The sequence below is a fragment of the Frigoribacterium sp. Leaf44 genome (genome assembly GCF_001421865.1).
Taxonomy (GTDB): Bacteria; Actinomycetota; Actinomycetes; order Actinomycetales; family Microbacteriaceae; genus Frigoribacterium.
Genome location: NZ_LMLG01000001.1, coordinates 1,177,377 through 1,200,566, shown reverse-complemented (window position 1 = coordinate 1,200,566; position 23,190 = coordinate 1,177,377). Strand labels below are relative to the sequence as shown.

The following is a 23,190-nucleotide window of genomic DNA, read 5'->3' as shown; positions in this document are numbered from 1 at the left end:
CCCGAGATGCTCGATCCATGACACTCACCTCGGTCCTCGACACCACCCCCGCCCGACCGCCCGACGACGGGATCGGGGCCCGCGACGAGTACGACCCGGCACGGGCCGTCGATCCGCACGCGCCCGTCCGCGACGTCGCCGACCTCGTCCGGCACGTCGAGGCCATCGTCCCCGTGGCGGTGCGTCGGCAGCTCTGGACGTTGTTCTTCGACGACGACGACGTCCCCCTGCCCCTCATGGTGCCGCTCGAGGGAATCCCCGAGGTGCCCGACACCTCCGCCCTGGACCACTACGGTGACGCCCTGGCGGCCGTCGCCACGGAGTTCGGCGCCGGGACCGTGGCGTTCGTCCTCGAGAGGGTCGGGGCCGCGTCGTGCGCTCCTTCGGATCGACGGTGGGCCGAAGGGCTCCGGGTGCTCGGTCGAGGACGACCGTTCGAGGTCCGACCGGTCCTGCTGTGCGGCGACGACGGCGTGTCCGTGCTCGACGCGGGCCGTGGAACGGGCGGACGCACAGCACGGGGTGGTGTCCCTCAGGCGTCCTCGAGCCCCGTCCGCCTGGTCGACATCGTCCGCCTGCCCTGACCCTGCTCGCGGTCGACGAGGCGCCACCAGGCGGTCTCGGCGAGTTCCGGGGACGTGTAGACGCCCAGTCGGGCCGGCTCGGCGTCGGTCGGACTCCACCGGCTGAGCCGGTACCCGCCGCCGAAACGCTCGACGACAGCCTCGGGGGCCGCCTCGGGATCGGCGCGCACGGTCCACCGATCGGGGACGTTCTCGTCCAGCATCGGTCGATCGTACCCGGGTCAGGCGCGCTGGCCGAGGCGACCGCGCAGCACGTCGATGCGCTTCTGGATCTGCTCGGTGCTGGCCTGGGCGACCGACGGCCCCCCGCTGATGCGCCTGAGGTCGGCGTGGATCAGCCCGTGCGGCTCGTTCGAATGACGTGACCAGATCGACACCAGCCTGCTGAGCTCTTGCCGCTGCTCTTTGATCGTCTGGTAGAGCGGCCGGGCCTCGTCGACCGGAACGGTCGTCGGCAACCCGGTCTTCGGAGCCCGTCGTGCCTGGGTCGCCTGGCGCTGCCGCAACAGGTCGCGCACCTGATCGGGCTCGAGCAGACCGGGGATGCCGATGAAGTCGAGTTCTTCGAGACTGCCGATCTCGCCACCGGTGCCGAACTCGCCTCCGTCGTAGAGCACCCGGTCGAACGACGCCTGCGAGTCGAGGGCCTCGAACGGTTGCTGCTCGAGAAGGCTCGACGCCTTCTCGTCGCGGTTGGCCGCAGCCATCATGTCTTCCTCGGGCGCGAACAACCCGTCGTCGGCGTCGGTGGGCCGGTCGAGCGCGTGGTCGCGTTGCAGCTCGAGCTGGTTGGCCAGGGCCATCAGGCTGGGCACGCTCGGCAGGAAGATCGATGCGGTCTCACCCCGTCGCCGGGCCCGGACGAACCGACCGACGACCTGGGCGAAGAAGAGCGGCGTCGAGGCCGAGGTGGCGTACACGCCGACGGCGAGCCGCGGGACGTCGACGCCTTCGGACACCATGCGGACGGCGACCATCCAGCGGCTGTCACCGTCGGAGAAGGCCTGGATGCGGTCGGAGGCGGCCTTCTCGTCGCTCAGGACGACGGTCGGGCGCTCGCCCGTGAGCTTCTGCAACACCGCCGCGTACTGCCGAGCCGCGGTGTGGTCGGTGGCGATGACCAGACCGCCGGCGTCGGGAACGCCCCGGCGCACCTCGGTGAGACGCTTGTCGGCCGCCGAGAGGACGGCCGGGATCCAGTCGCCCTGGGGTGAGAGCGCCGTGCGCCAGGCCTGAGCCGTGATGTCCTTCGTCACGGCTTCGCCGAGGGATGCGCTCATCTCGTCGCCCATCCGGGTGCGCCAGCGCATCTGCCCGGCGTACGCCATGAAGAGGACGGGACGCACGACACCGTCGGCGAGGGCGCGACCGTAGCCGTAGGAGTAATCCGCCCTCGAGGTGCGGATGCCGTGCTCGTCGGGCGCGTACTGCACGAACGGGATCGGTGCCGTGTCGGACCGGAACGGGGTGCCCGTCAAGGAGAGGCGGCGGGTCGCGCCCGTGTAGGCCTCGCGGATGCCGTCGCCCCAACTGAGCGCGTCGCCGCCGTGGTGCACCTCGTCGAGGATCACGAGGGTGCGACCGGCCGTCGTGATGGCCTTGTGCACCTCGGGCTTCATGCCGACCTGGGCGTAGGTGACGGCGATGCCGTGGTAGTGCCGCCCGAACGTGCCGTCGGCGTTCTTGAACATCGGATCGAGGCGGAGGTTGACCCGGTCGGCGGCGTCGGCCCACTGGCGCTTCAGGTGCTCGGTGGGAGCGACGACCACGACACGGTCGACCTCGCCGCGGGACAGGAGCTCGGTCGCGAGGCGGAGGGCGAACGTCGTCTTGCCGGCGCCCGGCGTGGCCGCCGCGAGGAAGTCCCTCGGCATCGTCGAGAAGTACAGCTCGAGGGCGTCGGCCTGCCACGCGCGCAACTTGCTGGCGGTGCCCCAAGCGGCCCGCTCGGGGAACGCGGGCGAGAGATGTTCGGCGGCCGAGTTGCCTGCCGAGACGCCGACGTCGAGCGGGTCGGACGACAGGCCGTCGAGGTGCTGCTCACCCCCGGCGGGGTCGGATGCGTTGGCGGTGCTCACTCGAACCGAGTTTACCCTCGACCGGCGTCGTCGACGGACGCGGCACCGGCATCTCGACCGGAGGTGCCGGGTCGACGTCGCGAGGCGCCGAGCAGCGAGGCGGGCGTCAGCATGGCCGACCCGAACTTGGCCCGGAGGGCGTCCATGGTCGACTCCGCCTCGCGCCAGTCGGCGTCGTCGTCCCACAGGCCGAGCGAATTACCGCCCGTCCCCTCGCTGAGCTGTTCGACGCGCACGCCGACGAGCCGGATGCGTTCGTGCTGCTTCCCCGTGGCTTCGTAGAGGGAGACGACCTCGTCGTAGATGCGGCGACCGAGGTCGGTCGGGTCGGCGAGCGTCCGAGACCGCGTGATCGTCACGAAGTCGGTGGTCCGCAGCTTGAGCACGACCGTGCGGCCGCTCACGCCCGCGGCCCGCAGGCGGGTGCCGACCTTGTCGCTCAAGCGGAGGAGTTCGCGTCGGACGACGACCGGGTCGACGACGTCGGTGCCGAAGGTGTTCTCGTTGCCGACGCTCTTCTCGGCCGTCTCGGTGTGCACGCTGCGGGGATCGCGGCCCCACGCCAGGTCGTGCAGCTTCGCGCCGGCCGCCGGCCCGACCGCGTGGACGAGCATGTCGAGGGGGGCCGCGGCGACGTCGCCGACCGTTCGCAGGCCACGGTCGAGCAGCACCTGCTCGGTCTTGCCCCCTACCCCCCAGAGAGCGCTGATCGGCCGCGGGTGGAGGAAGGCCAGGGTGTGACGGTGCGGCACGAGCAGGAGCCCGTCGGGCTTGGCGACGCTCGAGGCGAGCTTGGCGACGAACTTGGTCGACGCGGCACCGATGCTGCAGTGCAGGCCGGTCTCGGCGTGCACCCGGCGACGAAGTGCCGTGGCGATCTCGAACGGGGAGCCCATGAGGCGGATCGACCCGCTGACGTCGAGGAACGCCTCGTCGATGCCGAGGCGCTCGACCAGTGGCGTGACGTCGTCGAACATCGACATGACGCGCGAGGACCAGTGCTGGTACTTCTCGAAGTGCGGTTCGAGCACGACCGCCTGCGGGCAGCGACGCAACGCGATCGCCATGGGCATCGCCGAGTTGACCCCGTACTTGCGTGCCTCGTAGGTGGCGGCCGTGACGACCGAACGGTCGGAGCGGTGCCCGATGACCACGGGTCGCCCCCGCAACTCGGGGTGGTCGAGCAGTTCGACGGAGGCGAAGAAGGCGTCCATGTCGACGTGGAAGATCGGTGCGGTCGCATCGTCCGTCGGCACCGTGGTGACGAGTCGCCCGCTGCCGTCTTGTTTGCTCACCGGAGCATCCTCACACGAGCCACCGACATCGGCATCGCCCGGGACGCGGCCCCCCGGGCCGCCCGGGTGACGGGTCCCGCCTCGACCGGGCGTGCGAGCCCGTCAGGCCCCCGGTCCGAGCAGCGCCGCCGCGATCGTGGCGTGCGCCGAGTCGGTGCTCGACGGGTGGAAACGTCCGGCGAGGACGTCGCGCTGCAGGCGCCCGAGCTCGGATGACGACCGGTACGACGAACCCCCGGCGACGGTGACCGCCTGCTCGACCACTGCGCGGGCCGTCTCGGTGGCGCGCGTCTTGAGCCCGACCACGAGCCTCGGCCAGTCGGCACCGTGGTCGACGAGCGCGTCGACGTCCCGCGCGACCTGGTCCACCTGGGGTTCGAGCCCGTCGACCGCCAGCCCCGCGTCGGCGACGCGCCACCGCAGGACCGGGTCGAGCGCCCTGGCCGCTCCCCCGGCGCGTCTCGAGGTCGTCCCGAGGGCCGACTCGACGGCGAGCTCGAGGGCCCGGCGGGCGAGTCCCCGGTAGACGGCGGCGACGGTCGTCTCGAACACGGCGAAGACGGCGAAGACGAACGGGTCGGCGCTCGGGCCGACGGGCAGTCGACGAACGATGCGCGAGGCGGGGACCTCGACTCCGGCGAGCCGGGTCGTGTGGCTCTGCGTCGCGCGCATGCCGACGGTGTCCCAGTCCTCGAGCGAGGCGTGGCCCGGCTGGTCGCGGTGAACGAACCCGTGGACGAGGGCCGGCGAGTCCGGGTCGGAGTCGTCCCGTCCGAAGACGCCGAGGCGCGTCCAGACCGGCGAGAGCGAGGTGGAGACCTTCGTGCCGGTGAACCGGTAGCCGCCGTCGCCCGTGGGGTCGGCCGAGGTCACCGAGTCGAACAGGACGAGGTCGTTGCCGGGCTCGCTGACGCCGAAGGCGAAGACCTCGTCGTGGGCGGCGTCCTCGAGCACGAGGTCGAGCGAGTCGTCGCCCCGGGCGTGCAGCACGGCCGCGCACCCGGTCCAGACCAGGTGCATGTTGACCGCCAGCGCCGTCGCCGGGGCCGCGGTCGCGAGGCGCGACTGCAGGGACGCGACCTGCTCGAGTCCGAGACCCGCGCCTCCTCGGTCGGTCGGGACGAAGGCCCGCAGGTAGCCGCGCTCACGCAGCTCGGCGAGGTCGTCGTGGGGGAACGTGTTCTCGCGGTCGTGGCCCGCGGCCCGCCCCCGGAAGCGTTCGAGCAGCCCGTCGGGCAGCAGCTCGTCGGGCGACCAGGAGGCGCGGGTCGGGTCGGACGCGGGGGCGGGCTTCGGTGCGGGCACGCGTCGAGAGTAGTTTGGTCGCATGAGTCAGCAACACCCGTGGTCCCGTTACGTCGCCCTCGGCGACTCGTTCACCGAGGGGATAGGCGACCCCGAGGAGCGCTCCCCCGGGGGGCACCGGGGCTGGGCCGACCGCGTCGCCGAGGTGTTGGGCGCCTCGACCGAGGACTTCGCCTACGCGAACCTCGCCGTCCGGGGCCGCCTGTTGAAGCAGATCATCGACGAGCAGTCCGAGGCCGCGCTCGCCCTGAGGCCCGACCTCATCTCGGTCTCGGCCGGGGGCAACGACATCATCCGCCCCGGCACCGACCCCGACGAGGTCGCCGCGGGCTTCGAAGGGCTGGTCGCACGACTGCGGTCCGACGGTGCCACGGTCGTGGTCTTCACCGGGCCCGACATCGGCCTCACCCCGGTCCTCGGTCGCCTGCGCGGCAAGGTCGCGATCTACAACGAGCACGTCCACGCCATCGCGCTGCGGCACGACGCCGTGGTCGCCGACATGTGGGCGCTGCGTCAGCTCGTCGACCCACGCATGTGGGCACCGGACCGGCTGCACTTCAGCCCCCTCGGCCACCACACGATCGCACGGATGGTCCTGCAGGCCCTCGCGGTCGAGAACGACCTCGCCCCCTACGCACCCGAGCCGCTCGAGCGCCGACCGTGGCGCAGCGCCCGGGCCGACGACATGGGCTGGGCGCGCGAGTACCTCGTGCCCTGGGTCGTGCGTCGCATCCGACACCAGTCGTCGGGCGACTTCGTCCAGGCCAAGCGTCCGGACGCCGTCATGATGGTCCACCGCGACGACGTCTGACCGGTCGGCGTCCGGGCGGTCGCCGTGCGACGGGTCGCCGTGCGACGGGTCGCCGTGCGAACGGGTCGCCGTGCGAACGGGTCGCCGTGCGAACGGTCGTCTCAGAGCACCTCGTCGGGGTGCGTCAGTCGCCACCACGCCCCGGGCTCGCCGATGGTCGTGTCGAGCTCGAGGGGCACGACGTGCCGTTCTCCGTCGACGGTGAACGTGACGTCACCCACGCGGGTGCCGGCCGGGGCCGCCCCCACGTCGTCGGTCTCGACCGAGGCCTCGACGGTCTCGTCACCCCAGACGAGCACGCTGGCGTCCTCCGCGGCCACCGCACGGGCGGCGTCGCCCCAGGGCAGGTCGTAGTCGGCGAAGGCGTCACCGCGGATGGTCAGCGTGACGGTCCGGAAGCGGTCGGCGACGCTGGAGAGCAGGGCCTGCACGTCGCGGTCCAGCTGGTCGTGGTCGACGCCGCCGAGCATGGCGCCCACGACCGTGACCTGCTGACCGCCGATCGTGTAGTCCGCCGCGAACAGCAGGCAGGCGCCCGCCTCGTCGAGGGTGCCCGTCTTGATGCCGACGACGCCGTCCAGCCCGAGCAGCTCGTTGCTGTTGCTGATCTCGCCGATGCCGGGCACGGTCGTCGTCGCCGTGCCGACCGTGCGGGCGACGTCGGGGTCGGCCAGGGCCAGCCGCCCGAGTTCGATCAGGTCGGTCGAGGTGCTCGTGTTCTGCGGCGACAGCCCGGTCGGCTCGACGAGCGTCGTCGAGGTGAGGTCGTGGTCGGCGAGCCAGGCCCGCGCGGCGTCGACGAAGGCCCGGTCGCTGCCGAACGCCCACCGGGCCAGCACCTCGGCGTAGTTGTTGGCGGACTCGATGAGCATGACCTCGAGCACCTGGCGTTCGGTGAGGGCCTGCCCGGCGGCCATCGGTGCCACCTTGCCGTTCTGCGCCCGGTACGCGTCGACCAGGGCCGCCTCTGCCGGGCCGAAGGTCAACGTCGGACCGTCGCCGCCGTCGAGCGGTCTCTCGTCGAGGACGACGAGGGCCGTGACCACCTTGCTGATGCTCGCGATCGGGCGGGGCCGTTCGTCGCCGCTCGTCGTGAGGCTGTCGTCCCAGCCGATCGCCTCGACCGCCGTCGCACCGTACGAGGGGAAGGTGAGATCGGGGCTCGCCTCGGCCGGCGCGGTGTAGGCGGCGACGTCCGCCGCGGCGGGCGCCAGCGGGCTGAGCAGGGCGAGGGGGACGTACCCGCCGACGGCGACGACCAGGGCGAGCAGCGCGATCACGCCCACGCGCCTCCGGACGACGCCCGGACGACGACGCCCGTCGACGCCGGTCACGCGACCGCCTCGGACCCGCCCGCCGGCACGCGGAGGGCCCAGAGGGCCACGGCCGAGGCGGCGGCCACGTTGAGGCTGTCGACGCCGTGCAGCATCGGGATGGTGACGACGGTGTCGGCGGCCTGCAGGGCGGCACGGCTGAGTCCGTCACCCTCGGTACCGAGCAGAAGGGCGACGCGGCCAGGAGGCGCGGCCGCGTAGGAGTCGAGGGTCACCGCGTCGTCGCTCAGCGCCAGGGCGGCCACCTCGAACCCCGCCTCACGGAGCAACTCGGCACCGGCCGGCCACTCGGGGAGGCGCGTCCACGGGACCTGCAGGACGGTGCCCATGCTGACGCGGACGCTGCGGCGGTAGAGCGGGTCGGCGCAGCGCGGGGTGATGAGCACGGCGTCCGCCCCCAGGCCCGCGACGGCGCGGAAGATCGCGCCCACGTTCGTGTGGTCGACGATGTCCTCGAGCACGACGACGCGCCGCGCGCCGTCGAGCACCGACTCGACCGTGGGCAGCTCGGGACGGTGCATGGCGGCGAGGGCGCCACGGTGCAGGTGGTAGCCGGTGAGGGTCTCGAGCAGGGCCGCGTCGCCGACGAAGATCTCGCCCTCGTGGTCGGCCACGAGGGGCTCGATGTCGGGCAGCCAGCGGTCCGTCATCAGCACCGACCGGGGCACGTGGCCCGCTCGCAGCGCTCGTTCGATGACCTTGGTCGACTCGGCGATGTAGAGCCCGCCCTCGGGCTCGGACACGCGCCGCAGGGCGACGTCGGTGAGCCGGTTGTAGTCGGCGAGTGCCTCGTGGTCGAGGTCGGTGATGCGGGTGACGTGCACGGTGCTCCACGGGGGACGGCCCCGGCGGACGGGCGACCGCTGGAATCGAATCGGAGGGGGACGCGTTTAGGCTAGCGTCACCGCACCCGAAGGAGCCCCACCCGTGTCGAACGCCCCCGCGGCCCCCACCGACGAGCAGGCCCTCGAGGCCGCGGTCGAGGCCCTCCGCGGGCGCCGCGTGGCCGTGCTCACCGGGGCGGGGGTCAGCACCGACTCGGGCATCCCGGACTACCGGGGCGAGGGTGCTCCGCCACGCAACCCCATGACCTTCCAGCAGTTCCTCTCGAGCGAGAGCTACCGCAAGCGCTACTGGGCCGGCAGCCACCTCGGCTGGAAGTCCTTCCGTGCCGCCGGGCCCAACGAGGGGCATCGCGCGCTGGCCCGGCTCGAGGCCGCCGGCGTCACGAACGGCGTCATCACCCAGAACGTCGACAACCTGCACGTCCGCGCCGGGTCGCGCCGGGTCGTCGACCTGCACGGCACCGTCGACCGCGTCGTCTGCCTCACCTGCGGGCAGGCGTTCGCCCGCGACATGGTGGCGGCCCGCCTCGCCGCCGAGAACCCCTGGATCGACGAGCCCGACCAGGTGCGGCTCGCGCCGGACGGCGACGTCGAGGTGCACGACATCGACGCGTTCGTCGTGCCGACCTGCACGGTGTGCGGCGGCCTGCTCAAACCCGACGTCGTGTTCTTCGGCGAGTTCGTGCCCACCGAGCGGTTCGCCGAGGCGCGCTCGATGGTCGTCGGCGCCGAAGCGCTGCTCGTCGCCGGCTCGTCGCTCGTCGTCAACAGCGGCATCCGCCTGCTCGACCAGGCGACGCGCCGCAAGCTGCCCGTGGTCGTCCTGAACCGGGGCGTCACCAAGGGCGACTCTCGGGCCACGGTTAAGCTGGACGCCGGCACGTCGGAGACCCTGACGGCCCTGGCCGAGCACCTGGGCGCGTAGCCTCCAGGGCCGTGCCCACCGGAGGAACGATGACGCTCTTGTACCTGGTCCGCCACGGCGAGACCGACTGGAACCGCGCCCGACGCATCCAGGGCTCCACCGACATCCCCCTGAACGACCTCGGTCGCTCGCAGGCCCGAGAGGCGGGCGACCTGCTCGCGCGCCGCCGGTTCGACGCCGTCGTCGCCAGCCCTCTCTCGCGGGCGGCCGAGACCGGCTCGATCATCGCCGAGCGCCTGGGCCTGGCCGCGCCCGAGCTCGCCCCCGAGGTCGCCGAGCGCCGCTACGGCGACGCCGAGGGCCTGACCGGCGAGCAGGTCGAGGCACGGTTCCCCACGGGCACCCCGGTGCCCGGCCGCGAGAGTCGCGGGGCCCTCGTCGCGAGGGTGCTGCCCGCCCTCGCCGCGATCGCCGCCCGGTACGGCGACGGCGCGTCCGTGGTCGTCGCGACGCACGGCGCGGTCATCCGGGCGGTGGTGAACCACGTCTCCCCCGACACCGACGCGCACCTCGGCGTGCCCATCCGCAACGGGTCCATCCACTCGTTCGAGTTCGCGGGCGACGCCCTGACGCTGCGCGAGTTCGACGACCCGATCGAGGTCGAGTCCGAACGCCCGGGCACCTACTCCTTCGAGTACCAGAACCCCCTCGAGCGCGACGCGGCCGATCCGGCCTGAGCGCCCGTCCGGTCGGTGACCGGGGCGTCAGCGTCCCGAGCGTCGACGTCGGTGGCTGCCCGCCGCGGCGACGTCGGCCAGCAGGCGCAGCAGCACGTCGGCCGAGTCACGCCAACTGAACCGGGCGGCCTGCTCGACCGACGCGGCCGAGCGCGCCTCCCACTCGCCCTCGAGCCGACGGACGGCGGCGGCGATCGACGCAGGCGACGACGGGTCGAAGTAGAGCGCCGCGTCGCCACCGATCTCACGGAAGATCGGGATGTCGCTGACCACGGCCGGCGTGCCGAGCGCCATGCCCTCGACGAGCGGGATGCCGAATCCCTCGGCCCGCGAGGCCGTCACGACGGCCGTCGCACCGAGCAGCGTCTCGCGGTACTCGTCGTCGCTCGCCCCGTCGTGGAAGACCAGCGCCCCGGCGGGCGCCAGGGCCGCCAAGGAGGCGCGCTCGGCCTCGGACACCCGGCTCATCAGGTGCAGTCGGTACCCGTCGAGCAACGGCAGTGCCCTGGCCAGCGCGGTCACGTTCTTGTACGGCATGAACGACCCCATGTAGACGAGGTCGCGCCGCGCGGGTGCGGTGCGGGGCTCGACCGCGTCGACCGGGTCGGCCGCGTTGTACACCACCGTCACGGGACGCCGGGTCAGCCGGTGGCGACGCATCTCGTCACGGGTCGTACGGCTCACCGTGACGACCGAGTCGGCTCGGTCCAGCAACACCCTCTGCGGCCACCAGGCCAGGTGGTACAGCCGCCACAGCAGCTTGATCGGCAGGGCGAACTCGGGTGGTGGCGTGCGGTTCGTGTAGTAGATCAGGTCGTGCAGGGTCAGCACGAGCGGGTACCGGCGCCCGGCCGAGCCCATGGTCTGCATGGGCGACCAGACGACGTCGGGACGCAGCCGGTTCACCTGCCGGGCCACGAGGGGCTCGAGGACGCTCGTGGGCGCGCTGACGAGCAGGTGCGGCTGGTCGGGCAGCTTGTCGAGCTGACGCGGGTCGCTGACGAGCATCGTCACCGCGTGGCGCTCGGCCAGGGCCGACACGACGCCGGCGCTGAACCGGCTGATGCCGTCGTGGCGTCCGACACGGACGTACCGGCAGTCGACGACGATCCTCATCGGACGAACGCCCCGATCGCGGCGGCGGCCTGGCGCGGCTTCTCGTAGTGGATCAGGTGACCGACCCCCTCGATCACGTCGAGCGTCGCGTCGGGGAAGAGTGCCTGCAGCCGGTGCTGTGCCGGCAGGGCGGTGATGTCGTCGCGGTCGGCGGCGATCAGCAGGGTGGGTACCGCGACGCGGGCCGCGTACGTGCTCACGTCGCTCGAGACGGAGGCGCGGAACGCGTCGAGCACCACGCGACGGTCCGAGAAGCGCGAGAAGAAGCTGTCGTGCTGGTCGTGGATCCACCGGCGCAGGGCCCGGTCGTGCGTCTTGACCATCGCGAGGCTGGTGATCCGCGTGACGGCGGCGTTCTGCAGCACCTGCTGACCGGCGCGTTCGGGCAGGGCCGCGCCGGCCCAGTAGTAGAAGACGGCCAGCCGCGTCACGACGCCGCGCGGGCCCTGCAGGGCGGGAGCGGCGATCGGGTTGACCAGGATCAGCCGGGAGGCGCGGAGCCCGTCGGCCACCGCGGCCGACGTGACGATCGAGCCGAACGAGTGCCCCAGCACCACGACGTCGTCACCGAGCGAGAGGGTCGCCACGAACGCGGTCAGCCAGCCCGCGTACGCCGCGACGCTGTGCTCGCCGTCCAGCGGGGTCGACTCGCCGAAGCCCGGCAGGTCGGGCATGACCACCCGCACGTGGTCGAGGTGCGCCACGACCGGTTCGAGACCGTGGTGGTCGCCCCGGAAGCCGTGCACCGCGACGACGGTGACCCGCGCCTCCTGCCCTTCGGGCGGTTCGTACGTCCAGTAGCGCGTGAGGCTGCCGGCGACCTCGACGGCGTCGTCGCGCACCGGTCGGGCGTCGAGGAGGGCACGGTACGGCGACTTCACGCGCGGGGGTCGGACGATCACGCGCCCGAGTCTACGAGCGACGCGCTGGGCGGAGTGCGCGCCCCGGGTCGCGCGCCCGTAGGGTGGGCGGGTGAGCTTCACTGCCCCGATCCAGCAGCCCGGACTGACCCTCGACCCCAACTGGCACCGCCGGGCGGTGTTCTACGAGGTGATGGTGCGGTCGTTCGTCGACAGCAACGGCGACGGAGCGGGTGACCTGCAAGGTCTGCTCACCCGTCTGGACTACCTGCAGTGGCTCGGCGTCGACGCCCTCTGGCTGCCGCCGTTCTTCCAGTCGCCCCTGCGCGACGGCGGCTACGACATCCAGGACTACAAGGCGATCCTGCCCGAGTTCGGCACGCTCGACGAGTTCCGCGACCTCGTGACCAAGTCGCACGAGCGCAACATGCGCATCGTCATCGACATGGTGCTGAACCACACGAGCGACCAGCACGAGTGGTTCCAGCAGAGCCGCGAAGACCCCGAGGGTCCCTACGGCGACTTCTACGTCTGGCGCGACACCGACGAGGAGTACTCGAACATCCGCGTCATCTTCGTCGACACCGAAGAGTCCAACTGGACGTTCGACCCGGTACGCCGTCAGTTCTTCTTCCACCGCTTCTTCTCGCACCAGCCCGACCTCAACTTCGAGAACCCCGCCGTCCAGGAGGCGGTCTTCGACGTCGTCCGTCACTGGCTGTCGATGGGCGTCGACGGCCTCCGGCTCGACGCGATCCCCTACCTGTTCGAGACCGAAGAGGGAAACGGCGAGGGCGAGCCGGCCACCCACGACCTGATCAAGCGCCTGCGCGCGATGGTCGACGAAGAGTTCCCCGGACGCGTGCTCATCGCCGAGGCCAACCAGTGGCCGGCCGAGACGGCGGCGTTCTTCGGCACCGAGGACGAGCCGGAGTGCCACATGGCCTTCGACTTCCCGGTCATGCCGCGCATCTTCTACTCGCTCCGCGCCCAGAGCGCCGACGAGCTCAAGCGCATCCTCTCCGAGACCACCGAGGTGCCGCCGGGGGCCGCCTGGGCGGTGTTCCTCCGCAACCACGACGAGCTCACCCTCGAGATGGTCAGCGAGGAGTACCGGCAGGCGATGTACGGCTGGTACGCCTACGACCCGCGCATGCGGTCCAACATCGGCATCCGCCGCCGTCTCGCCCCGCTGCTCGACAACTCACGTGCCGAACTCGAACTCGTGCACGCTCTGTTGTTCTCGTTGCCCGGCAGCCCGTTCCTGTACTACGGCGACGAGATCGGCATGGGTGACAACATCTGGCTGCCGGACCGCGACTCGTCCCGTACGCCCATGCAGTGGACGCCCGACCGCAACGCCGGCTTCTCGACCGCCGACCCGGGCAAGCTCTTCCTGCCCGTCGTCCAGTCGCTCGTCTACAACTACAACCTGGTGAACGTCGAGAGCCAGCTGGCGCAGTCACGGTCACTCCTGCACTGGGTGCGCAACGTCATCCACGTGCGCAAGGCCCACCCGACCTTCGGCCTCGGCACCCTCGAGGTGCTCGAGACCAACCAGGAGTCCGTCCTGTCGTTCGTCCGTTCGTACGAAGGGGCGGGGACGCAGTTCGGCGACTCGGCCGAGGACATCCTCTGCGTCTTCTCGTTCGGTCACAACCCGACCTCGGTCGACATCGTGGCCCCGCAGTTCGCCGGACGCACGTTGTTCGACCTGTTCGGTGGAGCGCAGTTCCCCTCGTTCGACGACGAGGGGAAGGTCACGCTGACCCTCGGGACGCAGGCGTTCTTCTGGTTGCACGTCGGCGACGTGCCTGCTGCGGCGGCATCCGCTGTCGGTGGCGCCTCCTAAACTCGCAGGGTGACTGACACCGAGACGACCGGCACCGCTCCCGACCTCGCGGCCGTGGGCGAGCCGCCGGCCGCCTGGTGGCAGGCGCTCGGCGTCTTCGACCTCGAGACCACCGGCATCGACGTCGAGACGGCCCGCATCGTGACCGCCCACGTCGGCTTGATCGACGCCACCGGGGCCACCGTCGCGCACGGCGAGTGGTTGGCCGACCCGGGCGTCGAGATCCCCGAGCAGGCCAGTGCCGTGCACGGCATCTCCACCGAACAGGCCCGCGCCGAGGGGCGTCCGGCCGCCGAGGTCGTGGCCGAGATCGTCGCGGCCATCCGGGCCGTCTTCGCCCGCGGCGTACCGCTGGTCGTCTACAACGCGCCGTACGACCTCACCCTGCTCGACCGCGAGGCCCGCCGCCACGGCGTCGAGCCGTTGGGCGAGGTCGGCGAGATCGGTTGCGTCGTCGACCCCCTCGTCATCGACAAGGCCGTCGACACCTATCGCAAGGGCAAGCGCACCCTCGAGGCCGCCGCCGCGGTCTACGGTGTGTCGCTCGACGACGCGCACGACGCCGGGGCCGACGCGATCGCCGCGGGTCGCGTTGCCCAGGCCATGGCCAAGCGGTACCCCGACCGGCTCGACGTGCCCGTCACCGAGCTGCACGACCTCCAGGTCGGCTGGTGCTCGACGCAGGCCGAGAGCTTCCAGCAGTACATGCGACGTGCGAAAGACCCCACCTTCACCGCTCACGGTGACTGGCCGCACCGCCCGCTCCCGTTCGCCTGAACGGGGTCGTGCCCCGAGTCCCCTCGGGTCCACCCGGCCTCTCGTGCTCTCCACGTGTCCCGCCGTGGCGTCCCCACCCGGGGCGTCCCCACCCGGGGCGTCCCCACCCGAGGCGTGTCCGCCCGGGTACGCGAAAGAGGCGGCCCACCGAAGTGGACCGCCTCTGACAGGGTTGCGGGCCGAAGCCTACTTGCCGAAGTTCTTGTAGCGCGAGTTGAACTTCTCGACGCGACCGGCCGAGTCGAGGATGCGCTGCTTGCCCGTGTAGAACGGGTGCGACTCGGACGAGATCTCGACGTCGATGACCGGGTAGGTCTCACCGTCGAGCTCGATGGTCTTGTCGCTCGTCGTGGTGGAGCGCGTGAGGAACGTGGCGCCCGACGCGAGGTCCCGGAAGACGATCTGCTTGTACTCGGGGTGGATGTCGGTCTTCATGATTGTCCTAGGTCTAGCGAACGAGTGATGATGGTGAGTTCAGGAGGCACGCGCAGCGACGCTGCGGACCAGCTGTCAACGATACCAGACCGACGGCCTGGATCGTAGGAGGCGCGGGTCAGCCGGCCGCGCGGGCCGAGTACCGGCCCCCGTCGGACTCGACCCGCAGCTCGACGCCGAAGGTCGCGCCGAGGGTCTCGGCGGTGATGACCTCGTCGAGCGGACCGGCGGCCACGACGGAGCCGTGGTCGAGCAGCAGGGCGTGCGTGAATCCCCTGGGGATCTCTTCGACGTGGTGGGTCACCATGACGATGGCCGGAGCACCCTCGGACGAGGCGTAGCCCGACAGCATCTGCAGCAGCTCTTCACGGGCGCCGAGGTCGAGGCTGGCGGCCGGCTCGTCGAGCAACAGCAGCTCGGGGTCGGTCATAACCGAGCGCGCGATCTGGACCCGCTTCTGCTCGCCGTCGCTCAGTTCGCCGAAGGTACGGTCCGCGAGGTGGTCGAGCTTCCACTCGTCGAGCACGCGGTGCGCCCGACGGACGTCGACGCCCTCGTACTCTTCGTTCCAGCGCCCGGTAACCGAGTAGGCGGCCGTCAGGACGACGTCGACGACCTTTTCCTTAGCCGGGATGCGCCGGGCGATGGCCGTCGAGGCGAAGCCGATGCGCGGCCGTAGGTCGAACAGGTCGACGGAGCCGAGGTCGGAGCCGAGGATGCTGGCCTCGCCCGAGGACGGGTGGCTCTGCGCGGCGGCGACCTGCAGCAGGCTCGTCTTGCCGGCACCGTTCGGGCCGAGCACGACCCAACGCTCGTCGGAGTCGACCGTCCAGGTCAGTTTGTCGACGACGGCGGTGCCGCCTCGGACGATCGAGACATCGGTGAGCTGCAGGACGGTAGGCATGGTCCTCAGCCTAGTTGAGCAGTCCCTCGTAGATCCCCAGCGTCTGCTCGGCGATCCGCGACCACGAGAACTCTTCTTCGGCCCTCATGCGGCCGGCTCGTCCCATGAGGCGGGCGAGTGCCGGGTCGGAGACGACCTCGGTGAGGGTGGCCGCCAGGTCGGCCACGAAGCGGTCGGGGTCGACCGGGGTGCCGGTGCCGTCCTGCACCTGGTCGAGGGGCACGATCCGGCCCGTCAGACCGTCCGCGACGACCTCGGGGATGCCGCCCGTGTCGGACCCGACGACGGGAACGCCGCAGGCCATCGCCTCGAGGTTGACGATGCCGAGGGGTTCGTACACCGACGGGCAGACGAAGGTGGTGGCGGCGCTCAGCACCGCACTGAGCTGGTGACGGGGCAGCACGGTGTCGATCCAGACGACCCCGGTGCGTTCCTCTTGGAGCTCGCGGACCAGGCCCGTGACCTCGGCCATGATCTCTGGTGTGTCGGGCGCCCCGGCGCAGAGCACGAGCTGCACGTCGGCGGGCAGCAGCTTGGCCGCGCGCAACAGGTACGGGAGGCCCTTCTGGCGGGTGATGCGACCGACGAAGACGACCGACGGGCGATCGGGGTCGATGCCCAGGCCCCGGACCAGCTCGGCGTCGTCGACGCGCTGCCACCCCTCGAGGTCGATGCCGTTGTAGACGACCTGGACCTTGGACTCGTCGATCGACGGGTAGGAGCGCAGGATGTCGCGTCTCATGCCGTCGCTGACGGCGATGACGCGGTCGGCGGTCTCGTAGGCCTGGCGCTCGATCCAGCTCGAGACGCGGTAGCCGCCGCCGAGCTGTTCGGCCTTCCAGGGCCGGAGCGGTTCGAGGCTGTGGGCCGTCAGGACGTGAGGGACGCCGTGCAGCATCTGGGCCAGCTGGCCGGCCGCGTTCGCGTACCAGGTGTGGCTGTGGACGACGTCGGCTCCGGCGACGTCCTGGGCCATGGTGACGTCCACTCCCAGGGTGCGCAGGGTGGCGTTCGCCTGGTCGAGCTGGGGGAGGTCGGGGTACCCGGTCGTGTCGGGTTCGGAGTCGACCTCACCGAACGCCCGCACCTGCACCTCGACGCCCTGACGCAGGGCCTTGACGAGTTCGACGACGTGGACGCCCGCGCCCCCGTAGACGTTGGGCGGGTATTCCTTGGTGATGACATCGACTCGCACGTGGTTCACCGTAGTCGTGCGACCGCGAATCGTGCCATTCTGGCCCCATGGCATCAAAGAAGATCTTCGGCATCGTCCTGGCTGGTGGCGAGGGCAAACGCCTGATGCCGCTGACCGCCGACCGCGCGAAACCCGCTGTCCCGTTCGGTGGCAACTACCGCCTCGTCGACTTCGCCCTGTCGAACCTGATCAACTCGGGTCTTCGGCAGATCGTCGTCCTGACGCAGTACAAGTCGCACAGCCTCGACCGCCACGTGTCGCAGACCTGGAGCATCGAGGGCCTGCTCGGCGCCTACGTCGCCTCGGTCCCGGCCCAGCAGCGGCTCGGCAAGCGCTGGTTCGCCGGCAGTGCCGACGCCATCCTGCAGAGCCTCAACCTGCTGCGTGACGAGAAGCCCGACATCGTCGTCGTGGTCGGCGCCGACCACGTCTACCGCATGGACTTCTCCCAGATGATCGAGGCGCACATCGCCTCGGGCGCCGGGGTCACCGTGGCTGCCATCCGTCAGCCCATCTCCCTCGCCGACCAGTTCGGCGTCATCGAGGTCGACTCCGACGACCCGACCCGCATCGGCCGGTTCCTCGAGAAGCCGACGGACGCCACGGGTCTGCCGGACTCCCCCGACGAGATCCTCGCGTCCATGGGCAACTACGTCTTCGACGCGGACGTCCTGATCGACGCCGTGCTGCGCGACGGCGAGAAGCCCGACTCGAACCACGACATGGGCGGCGACATCGTCCCCGACTTCGTGTCCCGTGGCGACGCGGCCGTCTACGACCTGAACCGCAACGAGGTGCCCGGGGCGACCGAGCGCGACCGCTACTACTGGCGCGACGTCGGCACCATCGACTCGTTCTACGACGCGCACCGCGACCTGATCTCGGCCCTGCCGATCTTCAACCTCTACAACACCGACTGGCCGATCTTCAGCCAGCAGCTCAACTCTCCCCCGGCGAAGTTCGTCCGTGACGGCCACGGCAACCTCGGAACGACGATCGACTCGATCGTGTCGCTGGGCTCGTTGCTCTCGGGGGCGCACGTGGAGCGCAGCGTCCTGGGCCCCTGGTGCACCCTCGACAGCGGCTCGCGGGTCGTCGACTCGGTGGTCTTCGAGCGGGCGCACGTCGGCCCGAACGCCGTCGTCAACCGGGCGATCCTCGACAAGGACGTCGTCATCGCGGCCGGGGCCTCCGTCGGCGTCGATCCCGAGGCCGACCGGGCCCGTGGCTTCACCGTCACGCCGTCCGGCATCACGGTGGTCGGCAAGGGCGTCCGCGTCGACCAGTAGTCGTCCGAGGTCACACGAGAGGCGCGGTGCGCCGACGGCCCTAGGCTGTCGGCGTGCCGCGTTTCCTCATCGTCCTCGACGTCGACTCCACCCTGATCGAGGACGAGGTGATCGAGCTGCTGGCCGACGCCGCGGGTTCGCGAGAGCGCGTCGAGGACGTCACCTCTCGGGCGATGGCGGGTGAACTCGACTTCGCTGCCAGCCTGGCCGAGCGCGTCGCGACGCTCGAGGGCTTGCCCGAGTCCGTCTTCGCCGAGGTGCGTTCGCGCATCACGCCGACGCGCGGCGTCCGTGAACTCCTCGACGGCGTCCACGCCGCGGGCGGCCTCGTCGGCGTCGTGTCGGGCGGATTCCACGAGACCCTCGACCCGCTGGCCGACGACCTGGGCCTGGACTTCCGCCGCGCCAACCGCCTCGAGGTGCGGGACGGCCGGCTGACCGGACGGGTTTCCGGCCCCGTGATCGACGCCCACGCCAAGGCCGTCGCCCTGCGGGCGTGGGCCGAGGAGGCGCGGGTCGGCCTCGCGCACACCGTCGCCGTCGGCGACGGGGCCAACGATCTCGAGATGATGGCCGTGGCAGGGCTCTCGGTCGCGTTCAACGCCAAGCCGCGGGTCCGTGAGCGAGCCGACGTGGTCGTCGGAACGAACGACCTCTCTCAGCTGCTGCCCCTGCTCGGACTGCGCGGCTGACCCGCGGCGGGAGGCGGGCGTCCCTCGAGGGGACGACCCGCGCCTCCTGCGTGGTCGGACCTAGTGGCCCATGCCGAGGCCGCCGTCGACCGGGATCACGGCCCCCGAGATGTAGGCGGCGTCGTCGCCCGCGAGCCACGTGATCGTCTTCGCGACCTCCGCCGTGGTGCCGTACCGGCCGGCGGGAATGCTCTTCTTGTACTCGGCCTGCTGCGCCTCGGGCAGGACGGCGGTCATGTCGGTCTCGACGAAGCCCGGGGCCACCACGTTGGCGGTGATGCCGCGGGCCCCGAGCTCGCGGGTCAGCGAGCGGGCGAAGCCCACCAGGCCCGCCTTCGAGGCGGCGTAGTTGGCCTGGCCCGGGCCGCCGTAGAGACCGACGACGCTCGACACGAGGACGATGCGGCCGAAGCGGGCCTTCAACATGCCCTTGGACGCCCGCTTGACGACGCGGAAGGCGCCGCCGAGGTTGGTGTCGACGACCGCGGTGAAGTCGTCCTCGGTCATGCGCATGAGCAGACCGTCCTTCGTGATGCCGGCGTTGGCGACGACGACCTCGACCGGCCCGAGCTCGGCCTCGACCGTGGTGAAGGCCGCGTCGATCGAGTCGGCGTCGGTGACGTCGGCGACGACGGTGAGCGTCCCCTCGGGGCCCCGCCCGCTGCGGGCCGTGACGGCGACGCGGTGACCCTGGGCGACGAACTCTTCGGCGATGGCGAAGCCGATGCCTCGGTTGCCGCCGGTGACGAGGACGGTGCGGGGCGTGGTCATGGGTGGTCCCTTCGTGGGCGATCTCGACGGCCACCGCTCGGTGCGGCGGACTCACGGCGAACCTGTGATCGGCAGGCCGCCGACCAGCCTACTGTCGGACCCGGGTCTTAGGATCGAGGCGCTCCCCCGGACGTCTCGTGCCCGAGTCCCGTCCGGCACCCGTCCGTGGTGCGTCCGCCCTCTTCCCGACATCGAGGTGTGCCCCGTGAAGGCCTCGAACACGATCACATCCCTCCCGCCCTCCCCCACCGACGACCGGCACTCCCGCATGGTCAAGTACCTGGTGGCGATGGGCATCAGGTTGGTCTGCATCGCCCTCTGCTTCGTCTTCCCCCTCGGCTGGTGGACCCTGTTGCCCGTCATCGGTGCCGTCGTCATCCCCTACATCGCCGTCGTCTTCGCGAACGTGGGCCACGAGGCGGGCGACGCCGTCGAGAGCCCGGGCGGCATCGAGCTCTACCGCGAGCCGCAGGCGCCGTTCCGGCCGACCGTGGTCGACGGCGACGCGGGTCCTGCCGGCCCCGCCGCCTCGTCCGATGACGCGCCCGGCGAGGCGGATCACGATCGGCGGAGCGCCTGATGCTCGGCCTCGATCCCGTCGGCGTGCAGTGCTCTCGCGCCTCCTGTCGAGCCGAGGCACGGCATAATGTCCACTGGCGCAACCCCAAGATCCACGGCATCGATCGGGTCAAGGTGTGGTCGGCGTGCGACGAGCACGTCGACTTCCTGCGTGAGTTCCTCGTGGCACGTGACTTCCCAGTCGTCGTGACGGGGGTGTCAGAGGTCGTCGAACAGGTCGGAACGGAGGCGCGGTGACGAACATCCGCTTCGCCCTCTCGCGCAGATGGCTGGGCTACCTCGCCGTCGCCGTCGTCTTCGCGATCATCTGCGTGTTCCTCGCCCACTGGCAGTGGTCGCGGCACGATGAGAAGCTCGCGGTCGTGCACCAGCTCGAGCAGACCTACGACGCCGATCCGATCCCCCTGCAGCAGGCCTTGCCCGAACTGTCGTCCTACGACGCCGCTCAAGAGTGGCAGCCGGTCGAGATGACCGGGCGCTACCTCACCGACGACGAGTTGCTGGTGCGCAACCGCCCGCTCAACGGGCAGCCCGGCTTCGAGGTCCTCGTGCCGTTCCGCACCACGCAGGGCCAGATCTTCGTCGTCGACCGTGGCTGGGTGCCGACCGGCAATGCGCAGGACTCCCCCGATGTCGTGCCCGCGCCTCCCTCGGGCGACGTCACGGTGGTCGCGCGCCTGAAACCGGGTGAACCGGCGCTGGGCGACCGGACGGGCGTTCCCGGGACGAACCAGATCGCGACCATCCAACTCAGCGAGGTCGAATCCCGCGTCGGGCAGCCCGTCTACTCGAGCGCCTACGGTCTGGTCGTCAGCGAGAGCCCCGCGCCGGCCACGGCACCCGTGCCGTCGTCGAAGCCCGAGGTCGACACCGGCCTCAACCTGTCGTACTTCGTCCAGTGGCTGATGTTCGCGGTCGGAGCCTTCGGCTTCCTGTTCTACGTCTTCCGACAGGAGTACCGCAACCAGAACGCCGACGACGACGAACTCGTCGAGCGCGAGGCCGAGCGGCAGCGTCGTCGCGACGCCCGGCCCCGCCACGACAACGACGTCGAGGACGAGATCCTCGACGGCGCGTGCCGCTGACAGGACCGTCGCCCGGGCACTGGTGACCCGGGCGAGCCCGTGGTGTGTCAGGCCAGGTTGATCAGGTCGGAGTAGTCCGGGGTCCAGTGGTCCTCGGTGCCCTCGGGCATGATCAGCACGCGCTCGGGGTTCAGGGCCTCGACGGCGCCCTCGTCGTGGCTCACGAGGACGACGGCGCCCTCGTAGTTGCTCAGGGCGTCGAGGATCTCGAGGCGACTCGCGGGGTCGAGGTTGTTGGTGGGCTCGTCGAGCAGCAGGACGTTCGCGCCCGAGACGACGATCATCGCCAGAGCCAGCCGTGTCTTCTCGCCGCCGGACAGCACACCGGCCGGCTTGGCCGAGTCGTCGCCCGTGAAGAGGAACGAGCCCAACACCCGTCGAGCCTCCATCTCGGTGATGTTCGGCGAGGACGACACCATGTTCTCGAGCACGCTGCGCTTGACGTCGATGGTCTCGTGCTCCTGGGCGTAGTAGCCGACCCGCAGCCCATGGCCCGGCTCGAGCTGCCCCGTGTCGGGAGCGTCGACCCCTGCGAGGATGCGCAGGAGGGTCGTCTTGCCGGCACCGTTCAGGCCCAGGATGACGACTTTCGAGCCACGGTCGATGGCGAGGTCGACGGCGGTGAAGATCTCGAGCGAACCGTAGCTCTTCGACAGGTTCGAGGCCATGAGGGGCGTCTTGCCGCACGCCACCGGCGTCGGGAATCGCAGCTTGGCCACGCGGTCGACCGCGCGGACCTCGTCGAGACCGGAGAGGAGCTTCTCGGCTCGTGCCACCATCTGGTGAGCCGCAGCGGCCTTCGACGCCTTCGCACCGAACCGGGCCGCCTGCTTCTGCAGGGCCGAGGCCTGCTTCTCGGCGTTCGAGCGCTCTTTCTTGCGGCGCTCCTCGTCGGCGGCACGCTGCCGCTGGTAGTTGCGCCACCCCATGTTGTAGACGTCGATGGCCTGGCGGTTGGCGTCGAGGTAGAAGACGCGGTTGACGACCTCCTCGACGAGTTCGATGTCGTGGCTGATGACGATGACGCCGCCCTGGTAAGTCTTCAGGTACTCGCGGAGCCAGACGACCGAGTCGGCGTCGAGGTGGTTCGTGGGCTCGTCGAGGATCATCGTGTCGGCGGCCGAGAACAGGATGCGGGCCAGCTCGATGCGCCGTCGCTGACCACCCGACAACGTCGACAGGGGCTGGTCGAGGATGCGGTCCGGCAGGCTGAGGTTGCTCGCGATGGAGGCCGCCTCGGCCTCGGCTGCGTACCCGCCGAGGGCGTTGAACTGGTCGTCGAGATCGCCGTAGCGTTTCATGGCGCGGGCGGCGACGTCGGGATCCGGGTCACCCATGGCGAGGGTGGCTTCCTGGATGCCGAGCAGCAACTGGCCGAGACCCCGGGCGTCGAGGATGCGGGTCCGGGCGAGGTCTTCGGGGTTGCCACTGCGGGGGTCCTGCGGGAGGTAGCCGATCTCACCGGAGCGCTCGATCTTGCCGCCCGTCGGGAGGGTCTCGCCGGCCAGCGTCTTGGTCATGGTCGTCTTGCCTGCGCCGTTGCGGCCGACGAGGCCGATCTTGTCGCCCCGGTCGACCCGGAACGAGACGTCGGCCATGAGGAGGCGCGCGCCGACGCGGATCTCGAGATCGTGCACGGAGAGCACAGCAGATGTCCAATCGATTGGTGAGGAGTCCACAACGGGGCCCGGAAGGGGGCCGCCCATAGGATGGGGACGTCGTGTGGAGAGGGTCGCAGCACTGCGCTGCCGACCAGCCGCTCGGCCGATCAACCTACCCAT

Annotated in this window: 24 protein-coding genes; 11 read left to right on the top strand and 13 right to left on the bottom strand. The window is 71.0% G+C overall.

The window, feature by feature from the left end; all coding sequences use genetic code 11:
• Positions 1-17: 17 nt before the first annotated feature.
• Positions 18-584 (top strand): hypothetical protein, encoded by a 567-nt coding sequence (locus tag ASE87_RS05500; RefSeq protein ID WP_056226533.1) that lies wholly within the window; start codon positions 18-20, stop codon positions 582-584.
• On the opposite strand, the gene ASE87_RS05495 is transcribed toward ASE87_RS05500, so the two are convergent.
• The 4 genes from ASE87_RS05495 to ASE87_RS05480 all read right to left on the bottom strand — a co-directional run bounded on the left by ASE87_RS05495 (position 533) and on the right by ASE87_RS05480 (position 5,262).
• Positions 533-787 (bottom strand): hypothetical protein, encoded by a 255-nt coding sequence (locus ASE87_RS05495; RefSeq protein ID WP_043594977.1) that lies wholly within the window; start codon positions 785-787, stop codon positions 533-535. The two genes, ASE87_RS05500 and ASE87_RS05495, sit on opposite strands and share 52 nt — an antisense overlap.
• A gap of 18 nt (positions 788-805) precedes the next feature.
• Entirely contained in the window at positions 806-2,608 is a 1,803-nt protein-coding gene (locus ASE87_RS05490; RefSeq protein ID WP_043595085.1) for a DEAD/DEAH box helicase, read from the bottom strand.
• Between the two features lie 65 nt (positions 2,609-2,673).
• Positions 2,674-3,957, bottom strand: a complete 1,284-nt coding sequence (dinB, locus tag ASE87_RS05485; protein WP_056226531.1) for a DNA polymerase IV — start codon at positions 3,955-3,957, stop codon at positions 2,674-2,676.
• Positions 3,958-4,059: 102 nt separating this feature from the next.
• The gene (locus ASE87_RS05480; protein WP_056226529.1) at positions 4,060-5,262 is read right to left on the bottom strand and encodes an acyl-CoA dehydrogenase family protein; all 1,203 of its coding nucleotides are present in this window, start codon (positions 5,260-5,262) and stop codon (positions 4,060-4,062) included.
• A gap of 22 nt (positions 5,263-5,284) precedes the next feature.
• Here ASE87_RS05480 and ASE87_RS05475 point away from each other — a divergent pair, with 22 nt between their 5' ends.
• Positions 5,285-6,073 carry an SGNH/GDSL hydrolase family protein gene (locus ASE87_RS05475; RefSeq protein WP_043594980.1) on the top strand — a complete coding sequence of 263 codons (789 nt, stop codon included), beginning with the start codon at positions 5,285-5,287 and terminating at the stop codon, positions 6,071-6,073.
• Positions 6,074-6,174: 101 nt separating this feature from the next.
• On the opposite strand, the gene ASE87_RS05470 is transcribed toward ASE87_RS05475, so the two are convergent.
• Together ASE87_RS05470 and ASE87_RS05465 are read right to left on the bottom strand one after the other, a co-directional pair.
• On the bottom strand, positions 6,175-7,407 hold the full coding sequence (locus tag ASE87_RS05470) for a D-alanyl-D-alanine carboxypeptidase family protein (RefSeq protein ID WP_157489687.1): 1,233 nt from the start codon (positions 7,405-7,407) through the stop codon (positions 6,175-6,177).
• Complete coding sequence (locus ASE87_RS05465; RefSeq protein WP_056226525.1) at positions 7,404-8,231, bottom strand: RNA methyltransferase; 828 nt, start codon at positions 8,229-8,231, stop codon at positions 7,404-7,406. Before ASE87_RS05465 ends, ASE87_RS05470 begins: the two co-directional genes overlap by 4 nt.
• Before the next feature lie 103 nt (positions 8,232-8,334).
• Here ASE87_RS05465 and ASE87_RS05460 point away from each other — a divergent pair, with 103 nt between their 5' ends.
• A complete protein-coding gene (locus tag ASE87_RS05460; RefSeq protein ID WP_043594983.1) occupies positions 8,335-9,177 on the top strand; it encodes an NAD-dependent protein deacetylase in 843 nt (280 codons plus the stop codon).
• 11 nt (positions 9,178-9,188) lie between these two features.
• Positions 9,189-9,854, top strand: coding sequence for a histidine phosphatase family protein (locus ASE87_RS05455; protein ID WP_231567081.1), 666 nt, complete (start codon positions 9,189-9,191; stop codon positions 9,852-9,854).
• A gap of 27 nt (positions 9,855-9,881) precedes the next feature.
• On the opposite strand, the gene ASE87_RS05450 is transcribed toward ASE87_RS05455, so the two are convergent.
• Both ASE87_RS05450 and ASE87_RS05445 read right to left on the bottom strand, forming a co-directional pair.
• On the bottom strand, positions 9,882-10,970 hold the full coding sequence (locus tag ASE87_RS05450) for a glycosyltransferase family 1 protein (RefSeq protein ID WP_056226524.1): 1,089 nt from the start codon (positions 10,968-10,970) through the stop codon (positions 9,882-9,884).
• A complete protein-coding gene (locus tag ASE87_RS05445) occupies positions 10,967-11,872 on the bottom strand; it encodes an alpha/beta fold hydrolase (protein ID WP_235472198.1) in 906 nt (301 codons plus the stop codon). The genes ASE87_RS05450 and ASE87_RS05445 overlap by 4 nt, the downstream gene beginning before the upstream one ends.
• Positions 11,873-11,942: 70 nt before the next feature.
• Here ASE87_RS05445 and treS point away from each other — a divergent pair, with 70 nt between their 5' ends.
• Together treS and ASE87_RS05435 are read left to right on the top strand one after the other, a co-directional pair.
• Positions 11,943-13,682 (top strand): maltose alpha-D-glucosyltransferase, encoded by a 1,740-nt coding sequence (gene treS, locus ASE87_RS05440; protein WP_056226520.1) that lies wholly within the window; start codon positions 11,943-11,945, stop codon positions 13,680-13,682.
• Positions 13,683-13,736: 54 nt separating this feature from the next.
• On the top strand, positions 13,737-14,459 hold the full coding sequence (locus ASE87_RS05435) for a 3'-5' exonuclease (RefSeq protein WP_056226907.1): 723 nt from the start codon (positions 13,737-13,739) through the stop codon (positions 14,457-14,459).
• Between the two features lie 186 nt (positions 14,460-14,645).
• Here ASE87_RS05435 and ASE87_RS05430 read toward each other — a convergent pair whose 3' ends face one another.
• The 3 genes from ASE87_RS05430 to glgA form a co-directional block, all read right to left on the bottom strand.
• Entirely contained in the window at positions 14,646-14,894 is a 249-nt protein-coding gene (locus ASE87_RS05430; RefSeq protein ID WP_043594989.1) for a type B 50S ribosomal protein L31, read from the bottom strand.
• A 118-nt stretch (positions 14,895-15,012) separates the two neighbouring features.
• Positions 15,013-15,798 (bottom strand): ABC transporter ATP-binding protein, encoded by a 786-nt coding sequence (locus ASE87_RS05425; protein WP_056226517.1) that lies wholly within the window; start codon positions 15,796-15,798, stop codon positions 15,013-15,015.
• 10 nt (positions 15,799-15,808) lie between these two features.
• Positions 15,809-16,993 (bottom strand): glycogen synthase, encoded by a 1,185-nt coding sequence (gene glgA / locus ASE87_RS05420; RefSeq protein WP_056226905.1) that lies wholly within the window; start codon positions 16,991-16,993, stop codon positions 15,809-15,811.
• A 47-nt stretch (positions 16,994-17,040) separates the two neighbouring features.
• Here glgA and ASE87_RS05415 point away from each other — a divergent pair, with 47 nt between their 5' ends.
• Both ASE87_RS05415 and serB read left to right on the top strand, forming a co-directional pair.
• Positions 17,041-18,282, top strand: a complete 1,242-nt coding sequence (locus ASE87_RS05415; RefSeq protein ID WP_043594991.1) for a glucose-1-phosphate adenylyltransferase — start codon at positions 17,041-17,043, stop codon at positions 18,280-18,282.
• A 53-nt stretch (positions 18,283-18,335) separates the two neighbouring features.
• Entirely contained in the window at positions 18,336-18,974 is a 639-nt protein-coding gene (gene serB / locus ASE87_RS05410) for a phosphoserine phosphatase SerB (protein ID WP_056226515.1), read from the top strand.
• Positions 18,975-19,034: 60 nt separating this feature from the next.
• On the opposite strand, the gene fabG is transcribed toward serB, so the two are convergent.
• Entirely contained in the window at positions 19,035-19,745 is a 711-nt protein-coding gene (gene fabG / locus ASE87_RS05405) for a 3-oxoacyl-ACP reductase FabG (protein WP_056226512.1), read from the bottom strand.
• A 205-nt stretch (positions 19,746-19,950) separates the two neighbouring features.
• On the opposite strand from fabG, the gene ASE87_RS16635 reads away from it, so the two are divergent.
• From ASE87_RS16635 to ASE87_RS05390, 3 genes are read left to right on the top strand one after another with little or no spacing between them, the layout of a single operon-like run.
• On the top strand, positions 19,951-20,325 hold the full coding sequence (locus tag ASE87_RS16635) for a DUF3099 domain-containing protein (RefSeq protein ID WP_052505244.1): 375 nt from the start codon (positions 19,951-19,953) through the stop codon (positions 20,323-20,325).
• Entirely contained in the window at positions 20,325-20,561 is a 237-nt protein-coding gene (locus ASE87_RS05395) for a hypothetical protein (RefSeq protein WP_056226509.1), read from the top strand. The genes ASE87_RS16635 and ASE87_RS05395 overlap by 1 nt, the downstream gene beginning before the upstream one ends.
• Positions 20,558-21,409 (top strand): SURF1 family protein, encoded by an 852-nt coding sequence (locus tag ASE87_RS05390; RefSeq protein WP_056226507.1) that lies wholly within the window; start codon positions 20,558-20,560, stop codon positions 21,407-21,409. Before ASE87_RS05395 ends, ASE87_RS05390 begins: the two co-directional genes overlap by 4 nt.
• A 47-nt stretch (positions 21,410-21,456) precedes the next feature.
• On the opposite strand, the gene ASE87_RS05385 is transcribed toward ASE87_RS05390, so the two are convergent.
• The gene (locus ASE87_RS05385; RefSeq protein WP_043594996.1) at positions 21,457-23,055 is read right to left on the bottom strand and encodes an ABC-F family ATP-binding cassette domain-containing protein; all 1,599 of its coding nucleotides are present in this window, start codon (positions 23,053-23,055) and stop codon (positions 21,457-21,459) included.
• Between the last annotated feature and the right edge of the window lie 135 nt (positions 23,056-23,190).